Here is a 22,698-nt window from a genome sequence, read left to right as displayed (position 1 = left end):
ATGCGTGTGCATTAGTTCTGGCCTTCGCCGCTGGCGAGCCGCGCCACCATCAGCGAGCCCAAAATGATCGCGCCGTAGATCGCCTGAATCCAGAACGACGGCACCTGGGCCAGCGTCAGCAGGTTCTGCACGACGCCGAGCAGCAACACGCCGGTGAGCGCACCGAGCATCGAGCCCTTGCCGCCGTCGAGTGATATGCCGCCGATCACCGCCGCCGCGAACACCGTGAAAATCATGCCGTTACCCTGGTTTGCGTTGATCGCGCCAACATAGCCAGTCACGATCAGACCGCCCACCGAGGCAAGCATACTGCCGAGCACGAATACGCCCCACGTAATGCGCTCCACGCGAATCCCAGCTGCGCGCGCCGCTTCCGGATTACCGCCGATCGCGTACAACGCGCGACCCAGGCGGTGATAGCGCAGCACGAACGCAGCGATGGCAAACGCTGCCGCCGCAAGCCATACCGACAACGGCAAACCGAGCACGATCGTGGTGGCGAGCGAGAAGAACGACGGCGGCATATCGAACAGCGTGCCGCCTTTGGTCGCACCGACCAGCATGCCGCGCAGCACGATCAGCATCGCCAGCGTAACGATGAAGGCGTTCAATCGCAAACGCACCACCAGGAAACCGTTGACGAAGCCAATCACCGCGCCAACCACGAGGATAGCCAGCAAACCCGCCGCCGCCGGCCATTGCAACCCGAAGCCCGCGGACGCCGCCGGCATCACCAGCATCGCGCCGATAGCCGGCGCAATGCCCACCGTCGATTCGAGCGACAGATCGAACTTGCCGGTCAACACGATCAGCGATTCGGCGAGCACAACCAATGCCAATGCCGCGGACGCCCCCAGCACGCTGATCAGATTTGCCTTCGTCAGAAAGCTCGGGCTGACGAACGCGCCGATCACGAGCAGCAACGCAAGCGCGGGCAGCAAGGCCAGCTCGCGCAGCCGGGCGAGTTCGCTGCGAGCACGTTTTCCGCTTGAGGCCGCCGCGATCGGCTGCGGCTGTGCTTGAGCTTGCGCGGTGCCGAATGCAGGGCTGGGCACACTATTCTTCATGAAGACTGACTCCTTCAACGGATGCGATCAGGTCGTGGTCTTGCCAACCCGCGGGAAATTCGGCCGCGACACGGCCACGGAACATGACCAGCACACGGTCACAGGTACGCAGATCGTCGAGTTCGCCGGACACGACCAGCACGGCCTTGCCCTCCTCTCGTACGCGATCGACGACTGACAGCAACGCTTCTTTCGATTTCACATCGACGCCTGCCGTAGGGTCGATCAATACAAGCACGTTCGGATCGGTGGCGAGTGCGCGGGCCATGACGACCTTCTGCTGATTGCCGCCCGAGAGCCCTGACACGACATGCTCGGGGCCTTGCGCGACGATGCCGAGCGCGTCGATCATCTTCTGACCGAAGGCGTTCTTCTTCGCCGGCGGCGCAATGCCGAATTTGCCGAGCAGGCGCGCGATCGTCATCGAGGCGTTTTCGGCAACCGATTGCGTCAGCACCAGGCCTTCGTGATGGCGATCCTTCGGCACGCAGCCGATGCCGTGAGCCAGCGCAGCGGGTACATCACCGGGTGGCAGCGTCGTGCCATCCACGCTGATCGAGCCGCGCCTGGCCGCACGCAAACCGGCAATCGCTTCGGCCACGCTGGTGCGGCCGCTGCTCGTTGCGCCGGTCAGCCCGACCACTTCGCCGCGCTTCACCGTGAACGACACACCTTCGTAATCGGAACCCACCAGATCTTTGACTTCCAGCGCAATGGCGGTGTCCGCCGGCAACGCATCGCGCGCCGCCGCGTCAGCGACGGCCAGGCCGCCGCGCTCGCCGGTCATCGCTTCGATCAATTGCTCGCGCGGCAACGCGGAAACCGGCGCGCTGACGATATGTCGCGCGTCGCGCAGCACCGTCACCGCCTGGCAGATTTCATAGACCTCTTGCAGATGATGAGAAATAAAGAGGAACGTCACGCCTTCGCGCTGCAACTCGCTGATGCGGCGGAACAGGCGCTTGATTTCGTCGCCGTCGAGCTGCGCGGTAGGTTCGTCGAGAATGATGAAGCGCGCGCCGTACGACAGCGCCCGCGCAATCTCCACGAGTTGCCGTGCTTCCACGCTCAGATCGCCGGCGCGCGCATCTTCTCGTACGTCGATCTTCCAGTGATCGAGCAACTCACGTGCATCGCGGCGCATGGCGCGCCAATCGATCACGCCCCCTCGTGACGGCTGCCGGTTGATGAACAGATTCTCCGCGACGCTCAGATCGCGAATGATCGTCGAATGTTGATAAACGCAGGCCACACGCTCGCGCCACGCATCACGGTCCGCGATCGACGGCGCGGCCGTGCCGCCAAAACGCACCTCGCCGGTATCGGGCTTGCGCAGGCCGGTGAGGATCGACACCAGCGTCGATTTGCCCGCACCGTTACGCCCGACGAGCGCATGCGACTCGCCAGGCATCACGCGGATGCTCACGTCTTTCAGCGCGGCCGTGGAGCCGAAGCGTTTGGTGACCTCAAACGCTTCGACGACCGGCACGGAGGGCGTCGGCTCGCTCATTTAACGGTATTGCCCCACAAGGCTTTGTCGTCGACATTCGCCTTCGTGACGAGCGGTGCGGGCAATTGATCTTCGAGAATGCCCGGCGCCAGCTGGACGATGTTGCTGCCGTGATCCGTCGGGCCCGGCTTGAAGGTCTGTCCGGCCAACGCGGCCTTGATGTAGAAGAGACCGTATTTCGCGTAGGAATCGGCAGGCTGCGAAATGGTGGCGTCGATATCACCACGACGGATGGCCTCGAACTCCTGCGGAATGCCGTCGTTACTGACAATCACGACGTGCTTCGCATCGCCGGCCGGAAACAGCATCTGCTTGCGGCGCAGCGTTTGCAGCGTGGGCGACAGATAGACGCCGCCGGCCTGCATGTAGATTGCCTTCACGTCAGGATTCGCGGTGAGCAGACTGTCGAGCGCGGTAGCCGCGACGTCACCCTTCCAACTTGCCGGAATCTCCAGCAGCGACAAACCCGGGAAGCCCTTCAGACACGAGCGGAACGCTTCTGAGCGGTCGCGTCCGTTCACTGACGCCAGGTCGCCCATGATCTGCACAACCTTGCCCGACTTCACATGCTCGCCGATGTACTTGCACGCTTTCTCGCCGTAGGCGTGGTTGTCGGCGCGCACCACCATCGCCACCTTGCCTTGTGTCGGCGCGACGTCGACGGCGACCACCGGCACGTTCTTCGCCGATGCCGCATCGAGCGCGCGACTGATCGCCGCCGAATCCAGCGGGCCGACCACGATGCCTTTCGCACCGAGGTTCAGCAGGTTGTTCATGTCGGTGATCTGCTGGACCGGATCGCCGTTCGAATTGACCGGCGCGAGGATATCGATGCCCATGTCCTTCGCGTACTTGGGCAAATAGTTGTTGTACGACTGCCAGAACGGCGACGTGAGCAGCGGCAGACCAAGGCCGACCTTGCCGGCGTCAGCGGCGTGTGCCGCACCACTGACGGCGAGGCTGGCGACGCAAGCTGCCGCCGCAACGGCGAACAACGAACTTTGGAACAAACGGCGAGCCGGGTGCGGCCCTTTCGCGAACGACATGGTTGTCTCCTGCTGATTCGTTGTGGGAACTGCGTGAACCCGCCATGCGAGTGGTGGGCACTTGGTCCTGCGCTTTCTTATGAAGTATTGGTGTGCGTTCATTCACCAATGAACGTATTATTCATATACGGACTTTTCGAAGTCAAGCGATGTGCACTGCATCATGCCTCGGTGTTTCCCCTGGCGCGTGCCACCTCGCACGAGATTCCCCACGCACTTACACTCACGCGCCAGATAATGAGAACAACACACGGAACCTCGCTCACCATGGACGCAGACGACAAAGACGACGCCGACCGTTACCGCGCCCCCGCGTTGGACAAGGGCCTCGACATCCTGGAACTGCTCGCCGAGCAGAAAGAAGGGCTGACGCGCGCCGAAATCACCAAGCGGCTGGGACGCAACGCGAGCGAGATGTACCGGATGCTGGAGCGACTGGTCGCACGGCAGTACGTAGTGCGCTCGGCGGCGGGCGACCGTTATTCGCTGAGCCTGAAGCTGTATGCGCTCGCGCATCGTCATCCGCCGATGAACCGCCTGATCTCCGAAGCGCTGCCGCTCATGCAGCGTTTTGCCGACGCTGCCGAGCAATCGTGTCACCTCGTGGTGTACGACCGCGGCAATCTGCTGGTGATCGCGCAAGTGGACGGACCGGGCACGTGGGGCATGTCGGTGCGGCTCGGCTCGCGGGTCGGCCTGATCGATACGGGTTCGGGCCGCGTGATGCTCGCGTTTCAAAGCGTCGAGCAACGCGACCAGATGCTGGCCGAACACACCAAGGTGAAAGGCGAAGTCACGATCGACCGCGAAGCCCTGGAACAGGCATGCGAGCGGATTCGCGCGGCGGGTTTTTCGCAGAAGGACAGTCAGCAGACCTTCGGTGTCACGGACGTCACGTTTCCGATTCAGGGGCCGTCGGGTCAGGCGATCGCGGTGCTCACGTGTCCGTACCTGCGGCGCATCGACGAATACGTCGCGCCGACGCTGGAGGCGGCAACGGCGCTGCTGCGTGAGACGGTGCAGGCGCTCTCGATGTTTCGGGAAGAGGCTGTTTAATGCACATGGTTTAGAATGGCGACCCTTTCAAAAATCACGCCGCAGGGGTCTCCTCATGCGCGCTCAACGATCAAGCAATGGCGAAACTTCTGACCGATTCCGAATTCCAGCGTTTTTCCGAACTTCAGCAGAAGCAGTCGAGCTTCACGATCACGCCCGAAGAAGCCGACGAACTGCGCGACATCGTCGCTCATGCGCAAAAGCGCCGTGACGACCGCGCTGCAGCGATGCACAGCATCGAGACCTTCATTCAGCAATTCGACATCAGCCCGGACGAGCTGTTTTCGGCTGAGCAGATCGGTGACGCCGCGCGCACCTTCGGCCTGATTCCGGCTGCGAAGAAAGAGCGCGTATTGCCGCCGCAGTTCACGTTCAACGGCAAGCCGTATCAATGGACGGCGCGTCCGCTGCCGGACGACATCCGCGTGCCGCTGTTCGACGCCTTCAAGGCGGGTGAATCGGTGAAGTCGTTCATCGCGACGCTGAAGGACGCGAACCGTTGCGCCGCGACCATCGCGCGCCTGGAACGCGAAACCGGCGCTGTGTACGCTGAAGCGCTGCTGGAAGAGTTGTCCGTGACCCGCACGCAGGTCGACGAAGCCGCGGCGAAGCTGCCGGCTTAACTGCTGAAGTCACAACGCCTAGGTCGCGAATCGCCGCGGCCTGGCGTCACAGTCATAGCGGGCGGCCTTGTGTCTGTGAGCTTCGGCAAGCGCCGTCCCCGCCAACTTAAGCTTGCGCCGGTTCATCCAGCGCCATCCTGAAGCCGACCACGCCGGGATCTTCCGTCGGCGTGATGGTGAAGCCGCGGGACCTGGCTAGCGCGATCATCGGCGCGTTCTCCCGCAACGCCTCGCCTACCAGCCAGTGGATGCCGCGCGCCCGCGCGTACTTGATGATCCGATCCATCAGCAATTGTCCAAGGCGCCGGCCTTTCTGGTCGGAGCGCACTGCCACGGCGAACTCGGCTGTCTCGTTGTCGGGATCAGCGACGGCGCGCACGACGCCGAGCGTGCGCGTGAAACCGTCTTCGCTGGTGACCGTCGCGATCAGCGCCATTTCGCGGTCGTAGTCGATCTGCGTCATGCGCGCGAGTTGTGAATGATCGAAGCTGCCAACTGCGCCGAAGAAACGCAGCCGTAAATCTTCCGGCGTCATCGCTTCGACAAAATCGTGATGCGCGGCTTCGTCTTCCGGACGGATCGGCCGGATCGTCACACGCAGGCCCTGCCAGTCGAGCGTCTCTTCGAAGCGGCGCGGATAGGGCACGATCGCAAGCCGGCTGCGCTTCGCCGCCAGGCTGAGGGTCGGCTCGACTACCACCACGTGGTCCTTGAACACTCGCAGCGTCAGCGAGAGGCCGACGATCTCCTTGACGTCGCAGACCGCCTGCGAAAGCGCCGTCAATGCGGTTAATGCCGGCTCGGGATCGATCAGGCGCGCGTAGCGCGAGTGCGTGACCATGTCGCGCGCGAGCATCGGATTGAGTGGCGGCAAGCCGTAGACGCGCAGCGGATCGGACACGCCATCCGTCGACGGCGCAGTGAAGCGGAAAACGGGGCCGAAGTTGTCGTCGTCGTGAAGTTCGACGGCGAGGGCGACAACCGGCTTGCGCGACTGCGCGGCGACCAGTTCCTCGCAATCTGCTTGTGCCGGCGCTGCGGCGGATTGCTGCGCGGCTTGTTGGGATAGCACTTGCGTCGATCCTTGCGTAGCGCCTTGCGCTAATGCTTCTTTCGTCGTCGGGTTGCCCCCTTGCGTTTCAACGCTCAGCCCAAAACGCTCAAGAAACTGTGCCGCTGCCGCCCCGGTTAGTTGGTGCTCACCTGCTGCAAGCGCGGCGCGGGCTTGCGCCTGAGCGGCGTCGATTGCTTCGGGTATCTGCGCCGGCAAACCTTCCGGCGTCTGCATCAGCAACTCGCGGCCCATCCGGTAGTCGACCAGACGCGCAAAGGCGCGCGCCAATCGCTGCGGCGTCGTATGAACCGGAATGCCTTGCGCATGCAGCGCATCGCGCGTGGCCGCATCCACGCCGCCGAAAAAGCATGCGAGCAGCCCGCGATAGGCGAAGCGCTGATTCGCGATCAATGCCTGCGCGACCTCACCGACCGGCGCGCCATGCGTCGACGCGTGCACCACGAAGGCCGTGCCCGTGCTGCGATGCTCGGCGAGCAGTTTGAGCGCGGTGCCGAAATGCTCGGGGCGCGCATCGTCGCCGAGTCTTAGCGGATTGCCGGCCACCGCGTGCGGCAGCGCTTCGCTTAGTGCCGCATCCGCTTCGGCAGGCCACGGCGCGAGCGTGTCGCCGGCGGCAGCGAAGGCGTCGCAGGCGAGCGTGGCGAGACCGCTGTCGCTGGTGATCAGCGTCGCCGTCGCGCCTGCCGCCACCCGGCCCACGCCGAGCGTTTCGATCTCATCTAGCAGATCGTCGAGCGAGTCGACACGCACCATGCCCGCGCGACGGAATGCAGCGGTGTACAACGCATCAGCCGGATCGGCACGGCCCGAACGTAACGCCAGTACCGGTTTGTTACGCGCCGCCGCGCGAGCCGCCGACATGAACTTGCGCGCGGCGCGCACCGTATCCAACTCCAGGAGGATCGCGCGCGTGCCGGGATCGCTCGCCAGATAGTCGAGCACGTCGCCGGCGTCCACGTCGGCTTCGCCACCCAGCGCCACGGCGTGCGAAAAGCCAAGGCCGCGCGCATGCGCCCAACCGAGCACGGCATTCGTCAGTGCATTCGATTGCGACACCCATGCCACGCCACCCGCCTTCACCGTGCACGACGGCGCACCGAAATGCGCGTGGAACGCCGGCGACACCACCCCGAGACTGCCCGGCCCGACGATGCGCAGCAAATGCGGCCGCGCCGCCGAGAGCGCATGCCGGAGATGCACGCGGTCCTCATCGCTCCGCACCTCGCCGACGATGATCGCCGCGCGCGTGCCCAACCCGCCGAGCTTGTGGATGATGCCGGGCCACGTATCGGGCGGCGTGCAGATCAGCGCGACGGTAGGCGCTTGCGGCAAATCGCCGACATCGCCGATGACCTTGCGGCCGCCGAGCGTCTCGTATTTCGGATTGACCGGCCAGACAGGGCCCTCGAAGCCGCCTTCCAGCACACGCGCCCACACCATTGCGCCGGTGCTGCCCGGTCGCTCGGAGGCGCCGATCACGGCGACGGATTTAGGGCGGAACAGGGCGTCTAGGTTGCGAACGGTCACGGGCGCTCCAGCGGAGTGTGAAGTAGGCACAGCGGCCAGGTGGCGCGCGTCTTCGTCAGGATAGGCGAAGTCGAGAGCTTGCGCGGCGGCGGTTCTGAAAATGCGGCATGACGGGGACGGAATCCCGCTTGATCCGCACCAACGCACGCCAGAATTTTTTTAGCGCGATCAGGCAAAATATCAAGCCTGAATGCGACAATCCTAGGGATGCCCGACCAGCCCGTTTGCCTCTGAAACGTGCGGGCTGATTGATGGCGGCATGGCGCGTCGGAGACAACGCGCGGCACGAACATGGATTACGCGAGCAGGCACGCGACAACCGTCACGCCCGCTCCGGACGAACAAAGAGACAGAAGGTGATTTATGCGGCGCTTGCCATCACTGATCGCGTTGCGCTTCTTTGAAGAAACAGCCCGGCACATGAGCTTTAACCGCGCGGCCACTGCGCTATGCGTTACCCAAGGCGCGGTGAGCCGGCAGATCAAGTTGCTCGAGGAATCGCTCGGCGCGAAGCTGTTTGAGCGCGATCACAAGGGTATCCGGCTGACGCCGGCCGGGCTGCAGTTCCTGCCTTGCCTCTCCGAGGCCTTCGACACCATCGAACGCGGCTTCCGTCAGATCACCGCAGCCAAAGGGCGGCGGCGTCTCGTCGTCGCCGTGCCGCCCACCTTTGCGACCCAATGGTTCTCGCCGCGGCTCGGTTCGCTGGGAGACGAATTGCCCGATGTCGAACTGTCCGTTCGCACGTCGCCCACGGAAGACTGTCACTGCGTCATCCGCTTCGGCCGAAACGCACTGGCAGGTGCACATTCCGAATTGCTGATGATGGAGCGCCACGTACTGGTCGGCGCACCGGGTCTGCTCAGCGAATCACTCGACATGCTGCTCGAACATTTGCCCGCGCTGCACGTCCTGCATAACGACGCCCGCCTGGACCTATGGCCGAACTGGCTGGCGAAAGCGGGCCTGCCCGCACGCTACGCGGAAAACGGCATCGAGTTTTCTACGCTGGAGCAGGCGATCCGCGCCGCGCGCAAAGGCGCGGGGCTGGCGGTGGTCGATCGGAACATGATCGTCGAGGAACTGGCGGACGGGAGTCTCGCGCGGTTTTCCGATGTTGAAGTAGCCGGGCCGTACGGCTACTGGCTCGACGTGGCGCAACACCATGCGTCGCTTGAACATGTGCAAGCGTTTGCCGGTTGGATGAGGGAAGAGGTTTTGAAGATGGAGTGAGGCGCTGCGGCTGCTCTGCATTGCGAACGGCAAAGTAGGAGCGAAAAAAAGCCGCGTTTTTTCGACGCGGCTTTTTATTCGTCTAACGACGCAAGCACCGAGCGCTCGCGGCCGGACGACGTTACATCGCCTTCTTGAACGGCGCGCCTGAATGCTCGCGCAGCTCATTGAAGACAATCTTCGGCCAGGCCTTCTGCGCGACTTCGATCTCCGATACGTGCGATGCCAGATACGTCGGCGCATCCGATGCATCGAGCGCGATTCGCGCCGCGTACGAATCCGTAAAACGGCGCAATTCGGCCGCATCGTCACACGTCACCCAACGCGACATGCGATAGCGCGCCGGCGCCATCCGCACATCGACCTTGTATTCCGTCGACAAGCGGTGCGACACCACCTCAAACTGCAGTTGACCGACCGCGCCGAGAATCATCAGACCGCCGACTTCCGGACGGAACACCTGAATCGCGCCTTCCTCGCCGAGTTGCTTCAGCGCTTCGCCGAGTTGCTTGGCGCGCATCGGATCGACCACTTCCACCGTCTGGAAAATTTCCGGCGCGAAGAACGGCAAGCCGACGAACTGCAGAAGCTCACCTTCGGTCAGCGTATCGCCGAGACTCAACGTGCCGTGATTCGGAATACCGATGATGTCGCCCGGATACGCCTCGCTCACCGTCTCACGACGCTGCGACAGGAAAGTCACCACGTTATTCGCGCGGAACGTCTTGTTCGTGCGCGTCACCTTCACGGCCATGCCGCGTTCGAAATGCCCCGAACACACGCGAATGAACGCCACGCGGTCGCGGTGTGCCAGGTCCATGTTCGCCTGCACCTTGAAGACGACGCCGGTGAACTTCGGCTCGTCCGGCATCACCGGACGCTGCACGGTCATGCGCATCGACGGCGGCGGCGCCAGATCGACCAGCGCATCGAGAATTTCCTTCACGCCGAAGTTATTGATCGCCGACCCGAACAGCACCGGGGATTGCTGACCTGCGAGGAACTGCTCGCGATCGAAATCAGGCGACGCGCCGGTGATCAGATCAATCTCTTCTTTCGCCTTGACCCAGCTATGGCCGAAGCGGCGTTCGCCTTCTTCGTCGCTGAGCGCTTGCAACGTTTCGACCGCCCCGCCCGCCTTATCCTGCCCGGCGCGGAACAGGCGCACCTGGTCATGCTGAATGTCGTAGACGCCCTGGAAGTCCTTGCCCATGCCGATCGGCCATGTGAACGGCACGGCGGCGACGCCGAGATGCTGCTCGATTTCATCGAGCAGTTCGAGCGGCTCGCGCACTTCGCGGTCGAGCTTGTTGATGAAGGTGACGATCGGCGTCTTGCGGCTGCGGCAGACTTCGAGCAGTTTCAGCGTTTGCGCTTCGACGCCGTTCGCGCCGTCGATCACCATCACGGCAGCGTCAACCGCCGTCAGCACGCGATAGGTATCTTCGGAGAAGTCTTCGTGGCCCGGGGTGTCGAGCAGATTGATGACGGCGTCACCGTACTCGAACTGCATGACCGAACTGGCGACGGAAATGCCGCGCTGCTTTTCGATCTCCATCCAGTCCGAGGTCGCGTAGCGATTGCTCTTGCGGCCCTTCACGGTACCGGCGATCTGAATCGCGCCCGAGAACAGCAGCAGCTTTTCAGTGAGCGTGGTTTTGCCCGCGTCCGGGTGGGAAATAACCGCGAACGTGCGGCGGCGTTTGAGTTCGGAGACTGACATCGGGTCTGGCGGTCACGGATAGGGGTTCGGGCGGTGTCCCGAAGCTTGTGGCCTCGGGTCTGCCACGTCTGGCGCGGCGGCGTCGAGCTGCGGGAGTTGGATCGGAGACCCGCGTCACGATGGCAACTCCGCCGCGTCACAACCAACCAGGTTACGAACGAGCGTTTGGAAATACGGGAATTGCCGGCACAGAACAGCGCAGGGAACGAATGATACACGTCATGGGGGTTGACGTATGGAAATGGGGTTTTGGGGACGGATGCGCGATCGGCGATTAGGACCTGTTCGACAAATGCCTGGAGCGTCTCCGGCCGGCTCTCGCGCAGCAAATGAGAAACCCCGCCGCATTGTTGCCGATGCGACGGGGTTTCCAAACAACACACTGACCGCAGACTACGCGCCGCTGGCTTCGTTCAAGGTCAGATGCTTCGTTTCAGGCGCCCATGCGATCGACACCACCATGCCGATCAGCAGAACAACAGCCAGCACCATCATCGTCGCGTGGAAACCCAGGTGAAGGATGCCGAGCGGCAACAGAAACGTGCCGACCGCCGAACCAAGACGGCTGCACGCAATGGCCAACCCGACGCCGCACGCGCGAACCTCGGTCGGGAAACACTCTGGAGGAAACACGCCAACAAGGTTCGAGAACGCAGACATCGTCAGCGTGAAGATCGCGAATGCGACGATCATCGCGAGCGTTGCAGACTCCGGCAGCAAGCTCAACGCAATCAGCGACATGCACGTCACCGCGAACGAGCCGATCAGAAACGCACGGCGCGATAACTTAATGGTGAGCCAGATACCAATCAGCGCACCAAGCACGAGGAAGCCGTTCAACAGAAAATCCGCACCCGATCCGTCGTTCAAATGGATCGCTTTAAGAATGGTGGGCAGAAACGTGTAGATCGCGAAGTACGGAATCACGAGGCACACAAAGAACGCACAGTTGAAGATCGTTCTGCGGATCAGGTCCTTCTTGAACAGGCGCATGAAGCCGCCGCGCGCTTGCGCGTGTTCGTCGTCGCCGCCGTCAAGCGTTACGTTAGGGCCGAAGTGCTTGAGCACGATTGCCTTGGCTTCAGCAACACGTCCCTTGCCGTGCAACCAACGCGGCGATTCCGGCGTGCCCATACGCAAAATCAGCACGATCAGCGCGGGAATGCCAGCGGACGCAAGCAGCCAGCGCCACGCATCCGGCGACGCGTCGGCGTACTGCATGCCGAGCACGTTGGCGACCACATAGCCGATCGTCCACACCACGCTGAACGAGCCGAGCAAGGTACCGCGATGCTTGCGTGGCGAGAACTCGGCGAGAATCGCGTGCCCGACCGCAAAATCGCCGCCCATGCCGAAACCGATCAACACCCGCAGCAGACACAACTCGAACGGCGAACTCACGTAGAACTGCGCGAACGCTGCTGCGGTAATGATCAGAAAACTCATCAAAAAGATCTTCTGTCTTCCCAGGCGATCCGACAGCCAGCCAAACACGAGGCTGCCGACAAAGATGCCCATCAGCGCGGAACTGCCTATCATGCCCATCCAGAACGCGTCGAGCGGCATCTGGCGATTCAGCGACGCCAGCGCATAGCCGATCGTGCCGAGTGCAAACCCTTCAGTAAAGTGAGCGCCGAACGTCAACCCGGCGATCTTGACGTGGAACGCGTTCAACGGAACGTCATCCAGAGGAACGGGGCCGCGCACGGCCGCCGCCGCGGCGGACGGTAAAGTGGGGGCGACGCCGAGAGTGGCCGCCTGGCTATCCTGAGTGCTCACGCTGTCTCCTTGTTTGTACGTGCGCGGATGGCGCGGTGCCGGCGTGATGCCGGTGCCGCGCCAAGCCGCGCAGTTGGGCTCGTGATTCGCTTCGCTGTTCATCTCGTCGTTCGCCTCGTTACTCGCCGCATGCTTTGACATGCGATGCGCCAGGCGAACGTGTGAGACGCAGATCAGCGGCCGAGCCCGCCCATCATCATGTACTTCAGTTCCGTGTATTCATCGAGCCCGTACTTCGAGCCTTCGCGGCCTAGGCCTGATTGCTTGACGCCGCCGAATGGCGCGACTTCAGTCGAAAGAATCCCTTCGTTAATGCCGACCATGCCGCTCTCCAGCGCCTCCGCGACGCGCCATGCACGCGCCAGGTCACGCGTATAGAAATAGGCAGAGAGACCGAACGGCGTATCGTTGGCCGCAGCGATGGCTTCGTCTTCCGTCTTGAAGCGAAAGCACGCTGCCACCGGGCCGAAGGTTTCTTCCGCGGCGACCAGCATAGACTTCGATGCATCGATCAGCACGGTCGGCTCATAGAATGTGCCGCCGAGCGCGTGCGGTTTGCCGCCCGTCAAAACCTTCGCACCTTTCTGCAACGCGTCGGCAACATGCGCCTCCACCTTCTTCAGCGCCGTCTGGTTGATCAGCGGACCTTGTTCGACCTCGCCTTGCAGCGCATTGCCGACACGCATCTTCCGCACGGCTTGCGTCAGCGCCTGCGTGAACGCATCGTAGATGCCGTCCTGAACGTAGAAGCGATTCACGCACACACAGGTCTGCCCCGTGTTGCGGAATTTCGAAGCCATCGCGCCTTGCACTGCCGCGTCGATATCCGCATCGTCGAACACGATGAATGGCGCGTTGCCGCCAAGCTCCAAAGACAGCTTCTTCAGCGTATCCGCCGACTGCTTCGCGAGCAGTTTGCCGACGCGCGTCGAGCCGGTGAACGACAGCTTGCGCACCACCTCGGATTCAGTCAGCACGCCGCCGATCGCGACTGCGTCGCCGGAGACGATGTTGAATACGCCTGGTGGAATGCCGGCCTTCTCCGCCAGTACGGCCAGAGCCAAAGCGGACAACGGCGTTTCTTCGGAAGGCTTCAGCACCATCGTGCAGCCCGCTGCGAGCGCCGGCCCGGCCTTGCGCGTAATCATCGCGAGCGGGAAATTCCACGGCGTGATGGCCGCGACTACGCCGACCGGTTCGCGCGTCACGATGATCTTCGCGTTCGGATTCGGGCTCGGGATCACGTCGCCATAACTGCGCTTGGCTTCCTCAGCGAACCATTCGAAGAAGCTCGCGGCGTAGCCGACTTCGCCGCGTGCTTCGGCAAGTGGCTTACCTTGCTCACGCGTCAGCAGTTCAGCGAGCGCGTCGCGGTTCTCGAGCATCAACTCGCCCCAGCGTCTGACACGCGCGCCACGTTCTTTTGCGGTCAACGCACGCCACACCGGAAAAGCGCGTTCCGCCTCGGCAACGGCCTGCGTCGTTTCCGCCGCGCCGCCCCTGGCGACTTGAGCGATCACCTCGCCCGTCGCAGGATTCAGAACGGGATACGTGCTTGCGCTTTCGTACCACTCACCGCCAATGTAATGTCCGGTTCGGAGAAACTCGTTCATGCTGCCTTCTCCAGGTTCTCGACGAACGTGCCTTGCGCAAGCCGCGCTTCACGAGCGATGCGTTTGCCCGCGGTGTAGTCGTTGATCAGATCGCACGGGGTGTAATTGCGTTCGAGTTCGAATAGTTCGTCGGCGGAGAGCTTCGTGCCTAAGGCGGCCAACGCGCTATCGAATTGCGCAGGTGTGTCCGCCCCTACCAGCATGCTCGCCACACCACCATGATTCAGCACCCAGGCCTGCGCGATCTGCGCGGCCGACACACCACGCCGCGCCGCCACGCGCGTCACCGAAGCAGCAATCTCACGAGATACCGTATCGCCGTACATCTGCGCCGTGAAGAAATCGGTCTGGTTACGCGTCGAGTTTGGATCGCAGGTCAACAGACCACGCGCCAGCGGACTGAACACCGACACCCCGACGCCCTGATCCTGGCAATACGGAATCATTTCGCGCTCTTCCTCGCGGTACGCAAGGTTCAACTGCAGTTGCATGTTGATGGGTTTGTGCCAGCCGTTGCGCTCACACACTTGCATGATCTTCGCGAACTGCCACGTGTACATCGTCGATACGCCGATATAACGAGCCTTGCCCGCGCACACGATATCGTTCAACGCACCCATCGTTTCCTCAACCGGCGTGTTCACGTCGAAGAAATGCAGCATGTAAATATCGACGTAATCCATACCGAGGCGCGTGAGCGACGCGTCGATGCCGTCCATGATGTGTTTGCGCGAATGGCCACCGGCGTTCTGATACGCGCCCATGTCGTAGCCGACCTTGGTCGTCACGACAATCTCTTCACGCCGTGCAATGCGCTTCAGAATGCGGCCCACCACTTCTTCGCCTACACCGGTCGAATAGAAATCGGCGAGGTCGATGAAATTGACGCCGGCTTCCAGCGCGTGACGCACGATCGGCTCGCTCTGCGCTTCGTCGAAGATCCAGGGCTTCCATTGCGGCGTGCCCATGTTCATCGTGCCGAGGCACAAACGCGACACCTTCAGGCCCGAGTGGCCGAGGCGAATGTATTCCATAGTGCTTGTCTCCTTCCTGATCACATTCAGTAGCGCACGCAGCAGCACGCCCCTCACGGCGCGCGAACCACGTTGCGTGTGATTAACGTTGTTTGGGGGTGTAGAACGGATTCGATACGTCGCGCGCGGCGGCAAACACTTCATCGCGATGCGGCAGGCCCTTCATCGCCGCGAGAATCGCGTTCTTGCACGCGCGGTAGTTGTTCTCGAAGACGGCGTCGAGATCGTCGGTGGCCGGATTGACCCAGTTCGCCGACACCACCACCCAATCGTTCTCCGCTTCGGGCGGCAACGTGCCGTTCTCCAGCGATTCGGCCACCGCTTTCGCGATGCCGGCTTGCGAAGCACCCCACGTCGCGTTGCCGTGGAAGTCGCTGCCGATCTGCGCCTTGTTCACATAGAGCGTCAGCGGCTTGGTCGGCACACCCGGCCGCGCGATCACGACGAACGGCGCGTGTCCCGCTGAAGGCGTCGCCAATGCCGTAGCGAAAGCCTGCCCTGCAGGCCCGTTGCGTGGGCCGACCAGCACGTTGATATGCGCGAGATTGACGCCAGGACCTTCGAATCCTTCGCCGATAAAGAGTTGTTTGTCCGTCGATACGCTCATGGTCTTTCCGTCGAGGTTGAGTGGATGACCGATTGTGCTGCGCGGTCTTCGCGACCATGTATCGATGAGTTTTGATCCGGGGTATGAGGCGAACTCATCTCCGGGTTTGCCCCGGGCGCACCAGTCGGCACGTTGGATGTGCGCGTTGAGTCGCGCGCACGTTCAAGCGCAAAGGTGAGACTTTTCGGGACTCGCGATGGCGAGCCTCGAATCTAGGCGAAAGGTGAACGCACAGAAGACCGCACACGCACCCGCGGCGCGAGGTTCAGCAGCGAGGCGAAGCACGCGGAAAAGACCGTGTGAGAATCGAACGATGGACTACGCGATTCTTCGCATAGCCAGGGAACGCCCGCCAGCAAAGGCTGGCGCGGGTTTCGAGGGAGGTCGCGACACCGCGAGAGACAGCCGGAGTGATCGCACCGCAAGGTGCGTCATCCGACAAAACCAGGCTCACCGAAACAACGAACCCTGGCGCGAGGCGCCTCGCTAAACCCACGGCGCGCGTTGCAAGCTCACGCGAAAGGTGAGCGTTTTCGGGACCCTCTCAGCGGTGCGAGAAAAACCCGACGCAACTTCACTTCAGAAAAATTCGGCGCGTTGCGAGCGCAAGCGCCACGGTCGAACCGTACTCTAGCCTTCGATCAGAAAGCGCTCGCGATTCTTGCCGGCGAGCCAGCCAGGCGAGCGACCACGGCCACTCCACGTCTCGCCGGTTTTCGGGTTGCGGTACTTGGCTACCGAAGGCGCTTTGCGTACCGCGGCACGCTTGCTCGTAAAACCCAGCTCTTCCGCGGTCAGATCGTACTCGGCAACCTTCTGCTTGATCTCGGCAATCGCCTGTGCGATTTCCTTTTCGCGCGCCACCGCGACTTCTTTATGGAGCTTCTCGAGCTGAGCAGTCAACTGTTTATATGAGGCCATGGCGGGTACTCCGATCGATTTGACGAACTGCGGTGCGGACACTTGCGGACACTATCAGACGAATAAAGTGCCGGATAGAGCGGCCCGCGCAGGGCGGTCCGCTCAGAGTGCGCCCGTGAACCGTCCGCCGTTCAAGACCGCCCGCTCAACTGCTGCAGGCCACGCACTCAATCGTCAATTGCATCGTACACGCGGCGCTCGAAATCAACCGACATTGGGAAGGGTTCGACAGCACGCCGCTGAATCAGCATCAATCCGATCAGGTCCTCCACCGGATCGGCGAACCAGCTCGTGCCATACGCACCCGGCCAGCCGAACGAACCCACCGAGCGATAGCCAAGCGGCAACTGCTGCGCCGGATCGTCGACCACCGACAAGCCGAGGCCGAAGCCCTGGCCTGCCCACAGCACATGACCGAACGCCGGCACACGCCGCTGGTCGCGGGTCAGAAAATTCGAGCGCATCAAATCGACCGAGCGATGCGACAGCAGACGTATCGAGCCGACACGTCCACGCCCGAGCAACAGTTGCGCGAACTGCAGATAGTCCTGCGCTGTCGAGACGAGGCCACCGCCGCCGCTCTGGAAGCGGCCGGGATTCGCCCAGCGGCTCGCCGACGAATGATCTTCGACCACGCGCCGCCGCGTACCCGCCTCGACGCCATAGGCCGTCGCCAAACGTGTGAGTTGCGCGTCGGGCACCCAGAACGCCGTATCGCGCATGCCGAGCGGTTCGAAAATCCGCGTCCGGAAGAAGTCACCCAGCCGCATGCCGCTCACGCGCTCGATCAGCACGCCGAGGACGTCGGTCGCGATACCGTAATGCCAGCGCGAGCCGGGCTGAAACATCAACGGCAAGCTGGCTATGCGCCCCAGCCACGCGCTGGCATCCCCGCGCGCTTCAATGCCGTTGAAGGCCGCCGCGTAAGCTTCGGCCAACGGTCCGGTGGCGGTGAAGTGATAAGCAAAGCCGGCGCGGTGCGTGAGCAGATCGAGCACGGTAAGTGGCGCTCTGACCGGGTCGGTTTCGTCGAGCGGGCCGGTGGGGTCGCGCAACACGGATGGCGCTGCCAGCTCCGGCAACCACAATGAGATTGGCGTGTCGAGCGCGAACCGATCCTCCTCGATCAGCATCAGGATCGCCGCGCTCGTCACCGATTTGGTCATCGACGCGATGCGAAACAGCGTGTCGCGCTCCATGGGCAATTGGGCCGCTTCGTCGCGCAGGCCGAGCGGCTCGAAGTAGCCGATTTCACCGCGCCGCCAGACCAGCGAAACGACCCCCGTCACTTCGCCGCGTTCCACATAGCCTTGCATGGCGTTCGTCAGCGCCGTCAGCCGGGCGGCTGAAAATCCTGCTGGTTGCATGCTCCTCCTGAATTCTTAGGTGTTACGTTCCCTAATTTCTGCCGGAAACGTTACCCGATCAGACGGTACACGTCACCCTCCAACCATGGACAGTTACGCTTTCTGCCGGTCCTCCAATGCAGCGAGGGCCGCATTGAGCCGTTTGACGCGATTAGCCTGTGCCGGCATCAGTGCCGCTCCGGACACCGAGTTAATGCGATTGCGCCAATACGACAGCGGGATGCGGTCTTCAGCGGAAATATGCGTGATTACATTTTCAAGGTGCTGGATATCTTTTTCGAGTTGGAGGTGATTCATTGCTTTCCCCGGAATTACTCATTGAGCCAGTTTAAAAGCATAAAGCGTGCCCTGATTACTCCAGAAGCTCCGTTAAAACGGAAGATTTTTCTGAAGCGGATAATTCGGACCGCCGAAAAACCGGCAAAACCTGCACATTGTTTTTGATTGTGAGCCGGCCAGATGAGGATACTGCGGCGAAACTTCGCGTTCCGTTAGATGCCGCACCGACTCGGCCTGACGGCGAAAACCGAGCGCTTTTTGTCAGAGCAAATAATTAAGGTAATAAACTCGAAGCAATTCGATCGATATTCATTGCGCATCGTAACCGTTTTGGCGAACGCACATTAGAGCCAGATATTTATGACGGTCATATGCTTTCCGCATGACACTGCTCGCCATATGGCCGGTTTGGTCCGGTTAAGCGGAAACTGCGAAGAGAGGGAGACAGCCCGCCGTCATGGCCGAGCGGCGGGATCAACGAAGGAAAGTGTCAATCACACGCATCACACCAGCCATTGGCCGGCGTGGCGTCATTTCGCCCGGCAGGCGTAAATCAGACTGAGGGTGCCGTTGTCGCTGGACTGGCGCACGACGTCGAAGGCGCCGCCGCACGCTGCGTTTGCCTGCTGCGAGCAGGAGTCGGATCCGACCGAACACTGGACCAGCGTAGTTGGTCGGCCGTCCGACAGAAACAGCGGTGCGCTACTGCTACAACTGCTCAGCATGGCGATTGCGGGAAGCGCCAGCGCAGCACAGGCACCGCGCGCGAAAGAGAAAAGACTGCGTTTCATTTGAAACCCCGATCACGTCTTGTTTTTCGATCACGCGATTGTGCCACGCGGCAATTACACTTCGCCACGCGATGTAGCGGGACTTCGTCACACCTCGATGCCGTATGCAGCGATCTTCTTATAGAGCGTCGCGCGGCCCATGCCTATCTGCATGGCCGTCTCGATCACGCGACCGCCGTTGGCGCGCAAGGCGTCGCCCAGGAAGCGCTTTTCGAACGCGGCCATGGCTTCGCTCCATGACGACGTCACGTCAGGCGCCTCCGAGGTGGCATCTGAAGCGTGCGCTTCAGAGCCCGCGGAAACAAGCGGACGATGTCCGCTGCGTGCTGGACCGATGAACGGCGCTAGCGCACGCGCATCGATGCGCTCGCTGTCCGAGAGCACCACTGCTCGCTCCAATGTGTTGCGGAGCTCGCGCACATTGCCGGGCCACCCATACGAACACAGCAGCCGCAAGGCATCGTCCTGCAATTCGAAGTGGCTGGCGCCCGGCGCTTGCGCCGACAGGTCCTCGAGCATGGCGTAGGCAAGCGCCTCGATATCGGACGAACGCTCGCGCAGCGCCGGCGCCTGGATCGTCAATACGTTCAGCCGATAGAACAGGTCCGCGCGGAAACGCCCGGCCGCGACCAGCGCTGGCAAATCGGCTGAGGTCGCGGCGATGATCCGCACGTCCGCGCGCACGATCCGGTTCGAGCCAAGCGGCTCGAACTCCTTGTCCTGCAGCACGCGCAACAGCTTGCCCTGCAAAGGCAGCGGCATGTCGCCGATTTCGTCGAGAAACAGCGTGCCGCCGTTCGCAAGCTCGAATTTGCCGACCCGTCCTTTCCGGTCGGCGCCGGTATAGGCGCCGGGAGCGGCGCCGAAGAATTCGACTTCGAGCAAGGTGTCCGGAATCGCCGCCACGTTGACGGTCACGAGCGGCCAATTTGCCCGTGCCGATCCGCCGTGAATGGCATGCGCCAGCAGTTCCTTGCCCGTGCCGGTTTCGCCGAGCAACAGCACCGGCGACTCGAGTTGCGCGGCGCGGCGCGCCTGGCGCTTCACTTCGAGACTGGCCGCGCTCGTACCGACAAAACTGCCGAACGTGTACTTCGCCCGTCTTGCCTGCGCGAGCGACTGGCGCGTCGCGATCAACTCTTCCTGCACGCGCGAGTAGTGGGAAAAGAGCGGCGTGAGCGCCTTCAGTTCGTCGAACAACGCGAAACCCACCGCGCCGACCGTTTCACCCGCATCGTCTTTCAACGGCAGCCGCGTCACGACAAGCGGCTCGCGGCCCGTTTCGAGGATGTCGAGCAGAATCGGCTTGCCGGTTTTCACAACCTCGCGCATCAGGCTGTTGGGAATCACCTCCTCGCAATCCCGGCCAATCGCCTGCTCCGGGTCCGAAAACCCAAAGCGCGCCGCGTAGCGCTTGTTGATCCAGACGACGCGCGCCTCGGCGTCGACGATGAAGGTGCCTTCGCTGAAGTTTTCGAACGTGCGGAAGAGCGAGTCCATCGCCCGGCGGAGTACGTCGCCGTAGGTAGCAGGAAGGCCCGCCCAGTCGTTCATCATGGTGTCGCTGTCTCCGGCTATCGTTCTATTTATGCATATCTCATTTCGTGGACAAGCTTATCTCATCGGCGAGATCGCCAGCAAGCCCACTCCATAAGGGTTTAACCTCGGTTCGGCCTGTGTTCAGCCGAACTGCGTCCCGATTTGGAGACGTTTGGGTACAATCGGCCGCATCACGTTTCGAACTTCGGCCTGTGAAATCAACGGACAGGCCGTTGCGGCGTGCGTGGCATGGAATCTGCATTTGCGGGCGCCGGGCCGTCGCACTCATCGGGACGGCGTACACGTAGAACAACCAAGCTTTGGAGACTCAATGTCCTTTGTTATCGTCCTCGCCGCGCTGGCGTTTCTGATGTTTGCCGCGTATCGCGGCTACAGCGTCATTCTGTTCGCGCCGATCGCCGCCCTCGGCGCGGTGCTGCTGACCGATCCGGGCGCCGTCGCGCCGGTCTTCTCCGGCATCTTCATGGAGAAGATGGTCGGCTTCGTGAAGCTTTACTTCCCCGTCTTTCTGCTGGGCGCGGTGTTCGGTAAAGTCATCGAACTGTCCGGCTTTTCTGAGTCGATCGTGGCCGCGGCCATCCGTTATATCGGGCGCTCGCGTGCGAATGCGGTGATCGTCGCGGTGTGCGCGCTGCTCACCTACGGCGGCGTCTCGCTGTTCGTGGTGGTGTTCGCTGTGTATCCGTTCGCAGCCGAGCTGTACCGCCAGAGCAATATTCCGAAACGCCTGATGCCTGGCGCGATCGCGCTCGGCGCGTTCTCGTTCACCATGGATTCGCTGCCGGGCACGCCGCAGATCCAAAACATCATCCCGACCACCTTCTTCAAGACGACGTCCTGGGCCGCGCCCACGCTTGGCGTGATCGGCTCGCTGTTCATCATCGTGGTTGGCCTCACCTATCTGGAATGGCGCCGCCGCGCGGCAATGGCGACGGGCGAAGGCTACGGCACGGATCTCGTCAACGAACCGGAACGCGTCGAATCGAAGCAACTGCCGCATCCGCTGCTGGCAGTCGCACCGCTGGTGCTGGTCGGCGTGGCGAACTTCCTGCTGACCCGCTGGATTCCGAACTGGTACGGTGCGACGTACACCATCGCACCGGACATCCTGCCTGGCATCCATGCGCCGGTCACGACGACGATCAAGAGCGTTGTCGCGATCTGGGCTGTGGAAGGCGCACTGCTACTGGGTATCGTGATGGTCGTGGTGACGGCATTCGGCCGCGTGCGCGAACGCTTCGCAGTCGGCACCAAGGCGGCGGTCGCGGGCGCACTGCTGGCTTCGTTGAATACGGCGTCGGAGTATGGTTTCGGTGGCGTGATCGCGGCTTTGCCGGGCTTCCTGGTGGTCAGCGATGCGCTGAAAAGCATTCCGAACCCGCTCGTCAATGCCGCGGTTTCAGTGAGCTCGCTGGCGGGTATCACGGGTTCGGCATCGGGCGGTATGAGCATCGCGCTCGCGGCTATGTCCGATACGTTCATCAAGGGCGCGGAAGCGGCGCATATTCCGATGGAAGTGCTGCACCGGGTCGTCGCGATGGCGAGCGGCGGTATGGACACGCTGCCGCATAACGGCGCGGTGATCACGCTGCTGGCGGTGACGGGTTTGACACACCGTCAGTCGTACCGCGATATCTTCGCGGTGACGGTGATCAAGACGCTGGCGGTGTTCTTTGTGATCGCGGTGTATTACATGACTGGGTTGGTTTAACGGCGCGGCAGACGGCGCGGAGATCACGCCGCACAGTGCGGCGTGATCTCCGCAAGCTCGACCATTTGAGTACTTGAGTACCGGCAAGCGGTTAACACAGGCGGCAATAAGGACAAACCGCCGACGTGAAAAATTTTGTTCGGGTAACTTAGGCCGGCCGACACTCGACGCCGACT

At 62.3% G+C, this 22,698-nt stretch carries 18 protein-coding genes; 4 read left to right on the top strand and 14 right to left on the bottom strand.

Annotated features, from left to right (window positions below; all coding sequences use genetic code 11):
• Positions 1-11: 11 nt before the first annotated feature.
• The 3 genes from M0D68_RS04765 to M0D68_RS04755 are packed head-to-tail and all read right to left on the bottom strand — an operon-like array spanning position 12 to position 3,623.
• Positions 12-1,067 (bottom strand): ABC transporter permease, encoded by a 1,056-nt coding sequence (locus M0D68_RS04765; protein WP_154557991.1) that lies wholly within the window; start codon positions 1,065-1,067, stop codon positions 12-14.
• The gene (locus M0D68_RS04760; protein ID WP_154557992.1) at positions 1,057-2,577 is read right to left on the bottom strand and encodes a sugar ABC transporter ATP-binding protein; all 1,521 of its coding nucleotides are present in this window, start codon (positions 2,575-2,577) and stop codon (positions 1,057-1,059) included. The genes M0D68_RS04765 and M0D68_RS04760 overlap by 11 nt, the downstream gene beginning before the upstream one ends.
• Complete coding sequence (locus tag M0D68_RS04755) at positions 2,574-3,623, bottom strand: sugar ABC transporter substrate-binding protein (protein WP_200617530.1); 1,050 nt, start codon at positions 3,621-3,623, stop codon at positions 2,574-2,576. Before M0D68_RS04755 ends, M0D68_RS04760 begins: the two co-directional genes overlap by 4 nt.
• 267 nt (positions 3,624-3,890) lie before the next feature.
• Here M0D68_RS04755 and M0D68_RS04750 point away from each other — a divergent pair, with 267 nt between their 5' ends.
• Both M0D68_RS04750 and M0D68_RS04745 read left to right on the top strand, forming a co-directional pair.
• Complete coding sequence (locus M0D68_RS04750; protein ID WP_093634394.1) at positions 3,891-4,679, top strand: IclR family transcriptional regulator; 789 nt, start codon at positions 3,891-3,893, stop codon at positions 4,677-4,679.
• Positions 4,680-4,756: 77 nt separating this feature from the next.
• Complete coding sequence (locus M0D68_RS04745; RefSeq protein WP_054034758.1) at positions 4,757-5,302, top strand: hypothetical protein; 546 nt, start codon at positions 4,757-4,759, stop codon at positions 5,300-5,302.
• Between the two features lie 106 nt (positions 5,303-5,408).
• Here M0D68_RS04745 and M0D68_RS04740 read toward each other — a convergent pair whose 3' ends face one another.
• A complete protein-coding gene (locus M0D68_RS04740; RefSeq protein ID WP_266223894.1) occupies positions 5,409-7,904 on the bottom strand; it encodes a GNAT family N-acetyltransferase in 2,496 nt (831 codons plus the stop codon).
• A gap of 363 nt (positions 7,905-8,267) precedes the next feature.
• Between M0D68_RS04740 and M0D68_RS04735 the strand changes: the two genes are divergently transcribed.
• On the top strand, positions 8,268-9,137 hold the full coding sequence (locus tag M0D68_RS04735; RefSeq protein WP_200652311.1) for a LysR substrate-binding domain-containing protein: 870 nt from the start codon (positions 8,268-8,270) through the stop codon (positions 9,135-9,137).
• A 121-nt stretch (positions 9,138-9,258) separates the two neighbouring features.
• Here M0D68_RS04735 and M0D68_RS04730 read toward each other — a convergent pair whose 3' ends face one another.
• From M0D68_RS04730 to M0D68_RS04685, 10 genes are all read right to left on the bottom strand, one after another.
• Positions 9,259-10,860, bottom strand: a complete 1,602-nt coding sequence (locus M0D68_RS04730; protein ID WP_200617543.1) for a peptide chain release factor 3 — start codon at positions 10,858-10,860, stop codon at positions 9,259-9,261.
• A gap of 393 nt (positions 10,861-11,253) precedes the next feature.
• Positions 11,254-12,639, bottom strand: a complete 1,386-nt coding sequence (locus M0D68_RS04725) for an MFS transporter (RefSeq protein ID WP_266223977.1) — start codon at positions 12,637-12,639, stop codon at positions 11,254-11,256.
• A gap of 173 nt (positions 12,640-12,812) precedes the next feature.
• Positions 12,813-14,252 carry an NAD-dependent succinate-semialdehyde dehydrogenase gene (locus M0D68_RS04720; protein WP_266223893.1) on the bottom strand — a complete coding sequence of 480 codons (1,440 nt, stop codon included), beginning with the start codon at positions 14,250-14,252 and terminating at the stop codon, positions 12,813-12,815.
• Positions 14,249-15,286, bottom strand: coding sequence for an aldo/keto reductase (locus tag M0D68_RS04715; protein ID WP_266223892.1), 1,038 nt, complete (start codon positions 15,284-15,286; stop codon positions 14,249-14,251). The genes M0D68_RS04720 and M0D68_RS04715 overlap by 4 nt, the downstream gene beginning before the upstream one ends.
• Positions 15,287-15,368: 82 nt before the next feature.
• Positions 15,369-15,893 (bottom strand): formaldehyde-activating enzyme, encoded by a 525-nt coding sequence (gene fae / locus M0D68_RS04710; RefSeq protein ID WP_093634452.1) that lies wholly within the window; start codon positions 15,891-15,893, stop codon positions 15,369-15,371.
• A gap of 630 nt (positions 15,894-16,523) precedes the next feature.
• On the bottom strand, positions 16,524-16,814 hold the full coding sequence (locus M0D68_RS04705) for an H-NS family nucleoid-associated regulatory protein (protein WP_054034751.1): 291 nt from the start codon (positions 16,812-16,814) through the stop codon (positions 16,524-16,526).
• Between the two features lie 167 nt (positions 16,815-16,981).
• Complete coding sequence (locus tag M0D68_RS04700; protein ID WP_266223891.1) at positions 16,982-18,181, bottom strand: serine hydrolase; 1,200 nt, start codon at positions 18,179-18,181, stop codon at positions 16,982-16,984.
• Between the two features lie 93 nt (positions 18,182-18,274).
• Positions 18,275-18,478: a hypothetical protein gene (locus M0D68_RS04695; protein WP_093634388.1), complete on the bottom strand. Its 204-nt coding sequence runs from the start codon at positions 18,476-18,478 to the stop codon at positions 18,275-18,277.
• Between the two features lie 512 nt (positions 18,479-18,990).
• A complete protein-coding gene (locus M0D68_RS04690) occupies positions 18,991-19,251 on the bottom strand; it encodes a hypothetical protein (RefSeq protein WP_211699834.1) in 261 nt (86 codons plus the stop codon).
• An 87-nt stretch (positions 19,252-19,338) separates the two neighbouring features.
• Positions 19,339-20,808 (bottom strand): sigma-54-dependent Fis family transcriptional regulator, encoded by a 1,470-nt coding sequence (locus M0D68_RS04685; RefSeq protein WP_093634386.1) that lies wholly within the window; start codon positions 20,806-20,808, stop codon positions 19,339-19,341.
• 313 nt (positions 20,809-21,121) lie between these two features.
• On the opposite strand from M0D68_RS04685, the gene M0D68_RS04680 reads away from it, so the two are divergent.
• Positions 21,122-22,522 carry a GntP family permease gene (locus M0D68_RS04680; RefSeq protein WP_201126580.1) on the top strand — a complete coding sequence of 467 codons (1,401 nt, stop codon included), beginning with the start codon at positions 21,122-21,124 and terminating at the stop codon, positions 22,520-22,522.
• The last annotated feature ends 176 nt before the right edge of the window (positions 22,523-22,698 follow it).

This window comes from Paraburkholderia sp. SEWSISQ10-3 4, assembly GCF_030464785.1.
GTDB lineage: Bacteria > Pseudomonadota > Gammaproteobacteria > Burkholderiales > Burkholderiaceae > Paraburkholderia > Paraburkholderia aspalathi.
Note: the sequence above shows the minus strand (reverse complement) of the source record. Positions and strands in the feature narration are given on the sequence as shown.

Coding starts and splice junctions, on each gene's coding strand:
- M0D68_RS04765 (WP_154557991.1), bottom strand. CDS start 1,067: ATGAAGAATAGTGTGCCCAGCCCTGCATTCGGCACCGCGCAAGCTCAA.
- M0D68_RS04695 (WP_093634388.1), bottom strand. CDS start 18,478: ATGAATCACCTCCAACTCGAAAAAGATATCCAGCACCTTGAAAATGTA.
- M0D68_RS04760 (WP_154557992.1), bottom strand. CDS start 2,577: ATGAGCGAGCCGACGCCCTCCGTGCCGGTCGTCGAAGCGTTTGAGGTC.
- M0D68_RS04720 (WP_266223893.1), bottom strand. CDS start 14,252: ATGAACGAGTTTCTCCGAACCGGACATTACATTGGCGGTGAGTGGTAC.
- M0D68_RS04690 (WP_211699834.1), bottom strand. CDS start 19,251: ATGAAACGCAGTCTTTTCTCTTTCGCGCGCGGTGCCTGTGCTGCGCTG.
- M0D68_RS04700 (WP_266223891.1), bottom strand. CDS start 18,181: ATGCAACCAGCAGGATTTTCAGCCGCCCGGCTGACGGCGCTGACGAAC.
- M0D68_RS04745 (WP_054034758.1), top strand. CDS start 4,757: ATGGCGAAACTTCTGACCGATTCCGAATTCCAGCGTTTTTCCGAACTT.
- M0D68_RS04685 (WP_093634386.1), bottom strand. CDS start 20,808: ATGATGAACGACTGGGCGGGCCTTCCTGCTACCTACGGCGACGTACTC.
- fae (WP_093634452.1), bottom strand. CDS start 15,893: ATGAGCGTATCGACGGACAAACAACTCTTTATCGGCGAAGGATTCGAA.
- M0D68_RS04730 (WP_200617543.1), bottom strand. CDS start 10,860: ATGTCAGTCTCCGAACTCAAACGCCGCCGCACGTTCGCGGTTATTTCC.
- M0D68_RS04705 (WP_054034751.1), bottom strand. CDS start 16,814: ATGGCCTCATATAAACAGTTGACTGCTCAGCTCGAGAAGCTCCATAAA.
- M0D68_RS04755 (WP_200617530.1), bottom strand. CDS start 3,623: ATGTCGTTCGCGAAAGGGCCGCACCCGGCTCGCCGTTTGTTCCAAAGT.
- M0D68_RS04750 (WP_093634394.1), top strand. CDS start 3,891: ATGGACGCAGACGACAAAGACGACGCCGACCGTTACCGCGCCCCCGCG.
- M0D68_RS04715 (WP_266223892.1), bottom strand. CDS start 15,286: ATGGAATACATTCGCCTCGGCCACTCGGGCCTGAAGGTGTCGCGTTTG.
- M0D68_RS04735 (WP_200652311.1), top strand. CDS start 8,268: ATGCGGCGCTTGCCATCACTGATCGCGTTGCGCTTCTTTGAAGAAACA.
- M0D68_RS04680 (WP_201126580.1), top strand. CDS start 21,122: ATGTCCTTTGTTATCGTCCTCGCCGCGCTGGCGTTTCTGATGTTTGCC.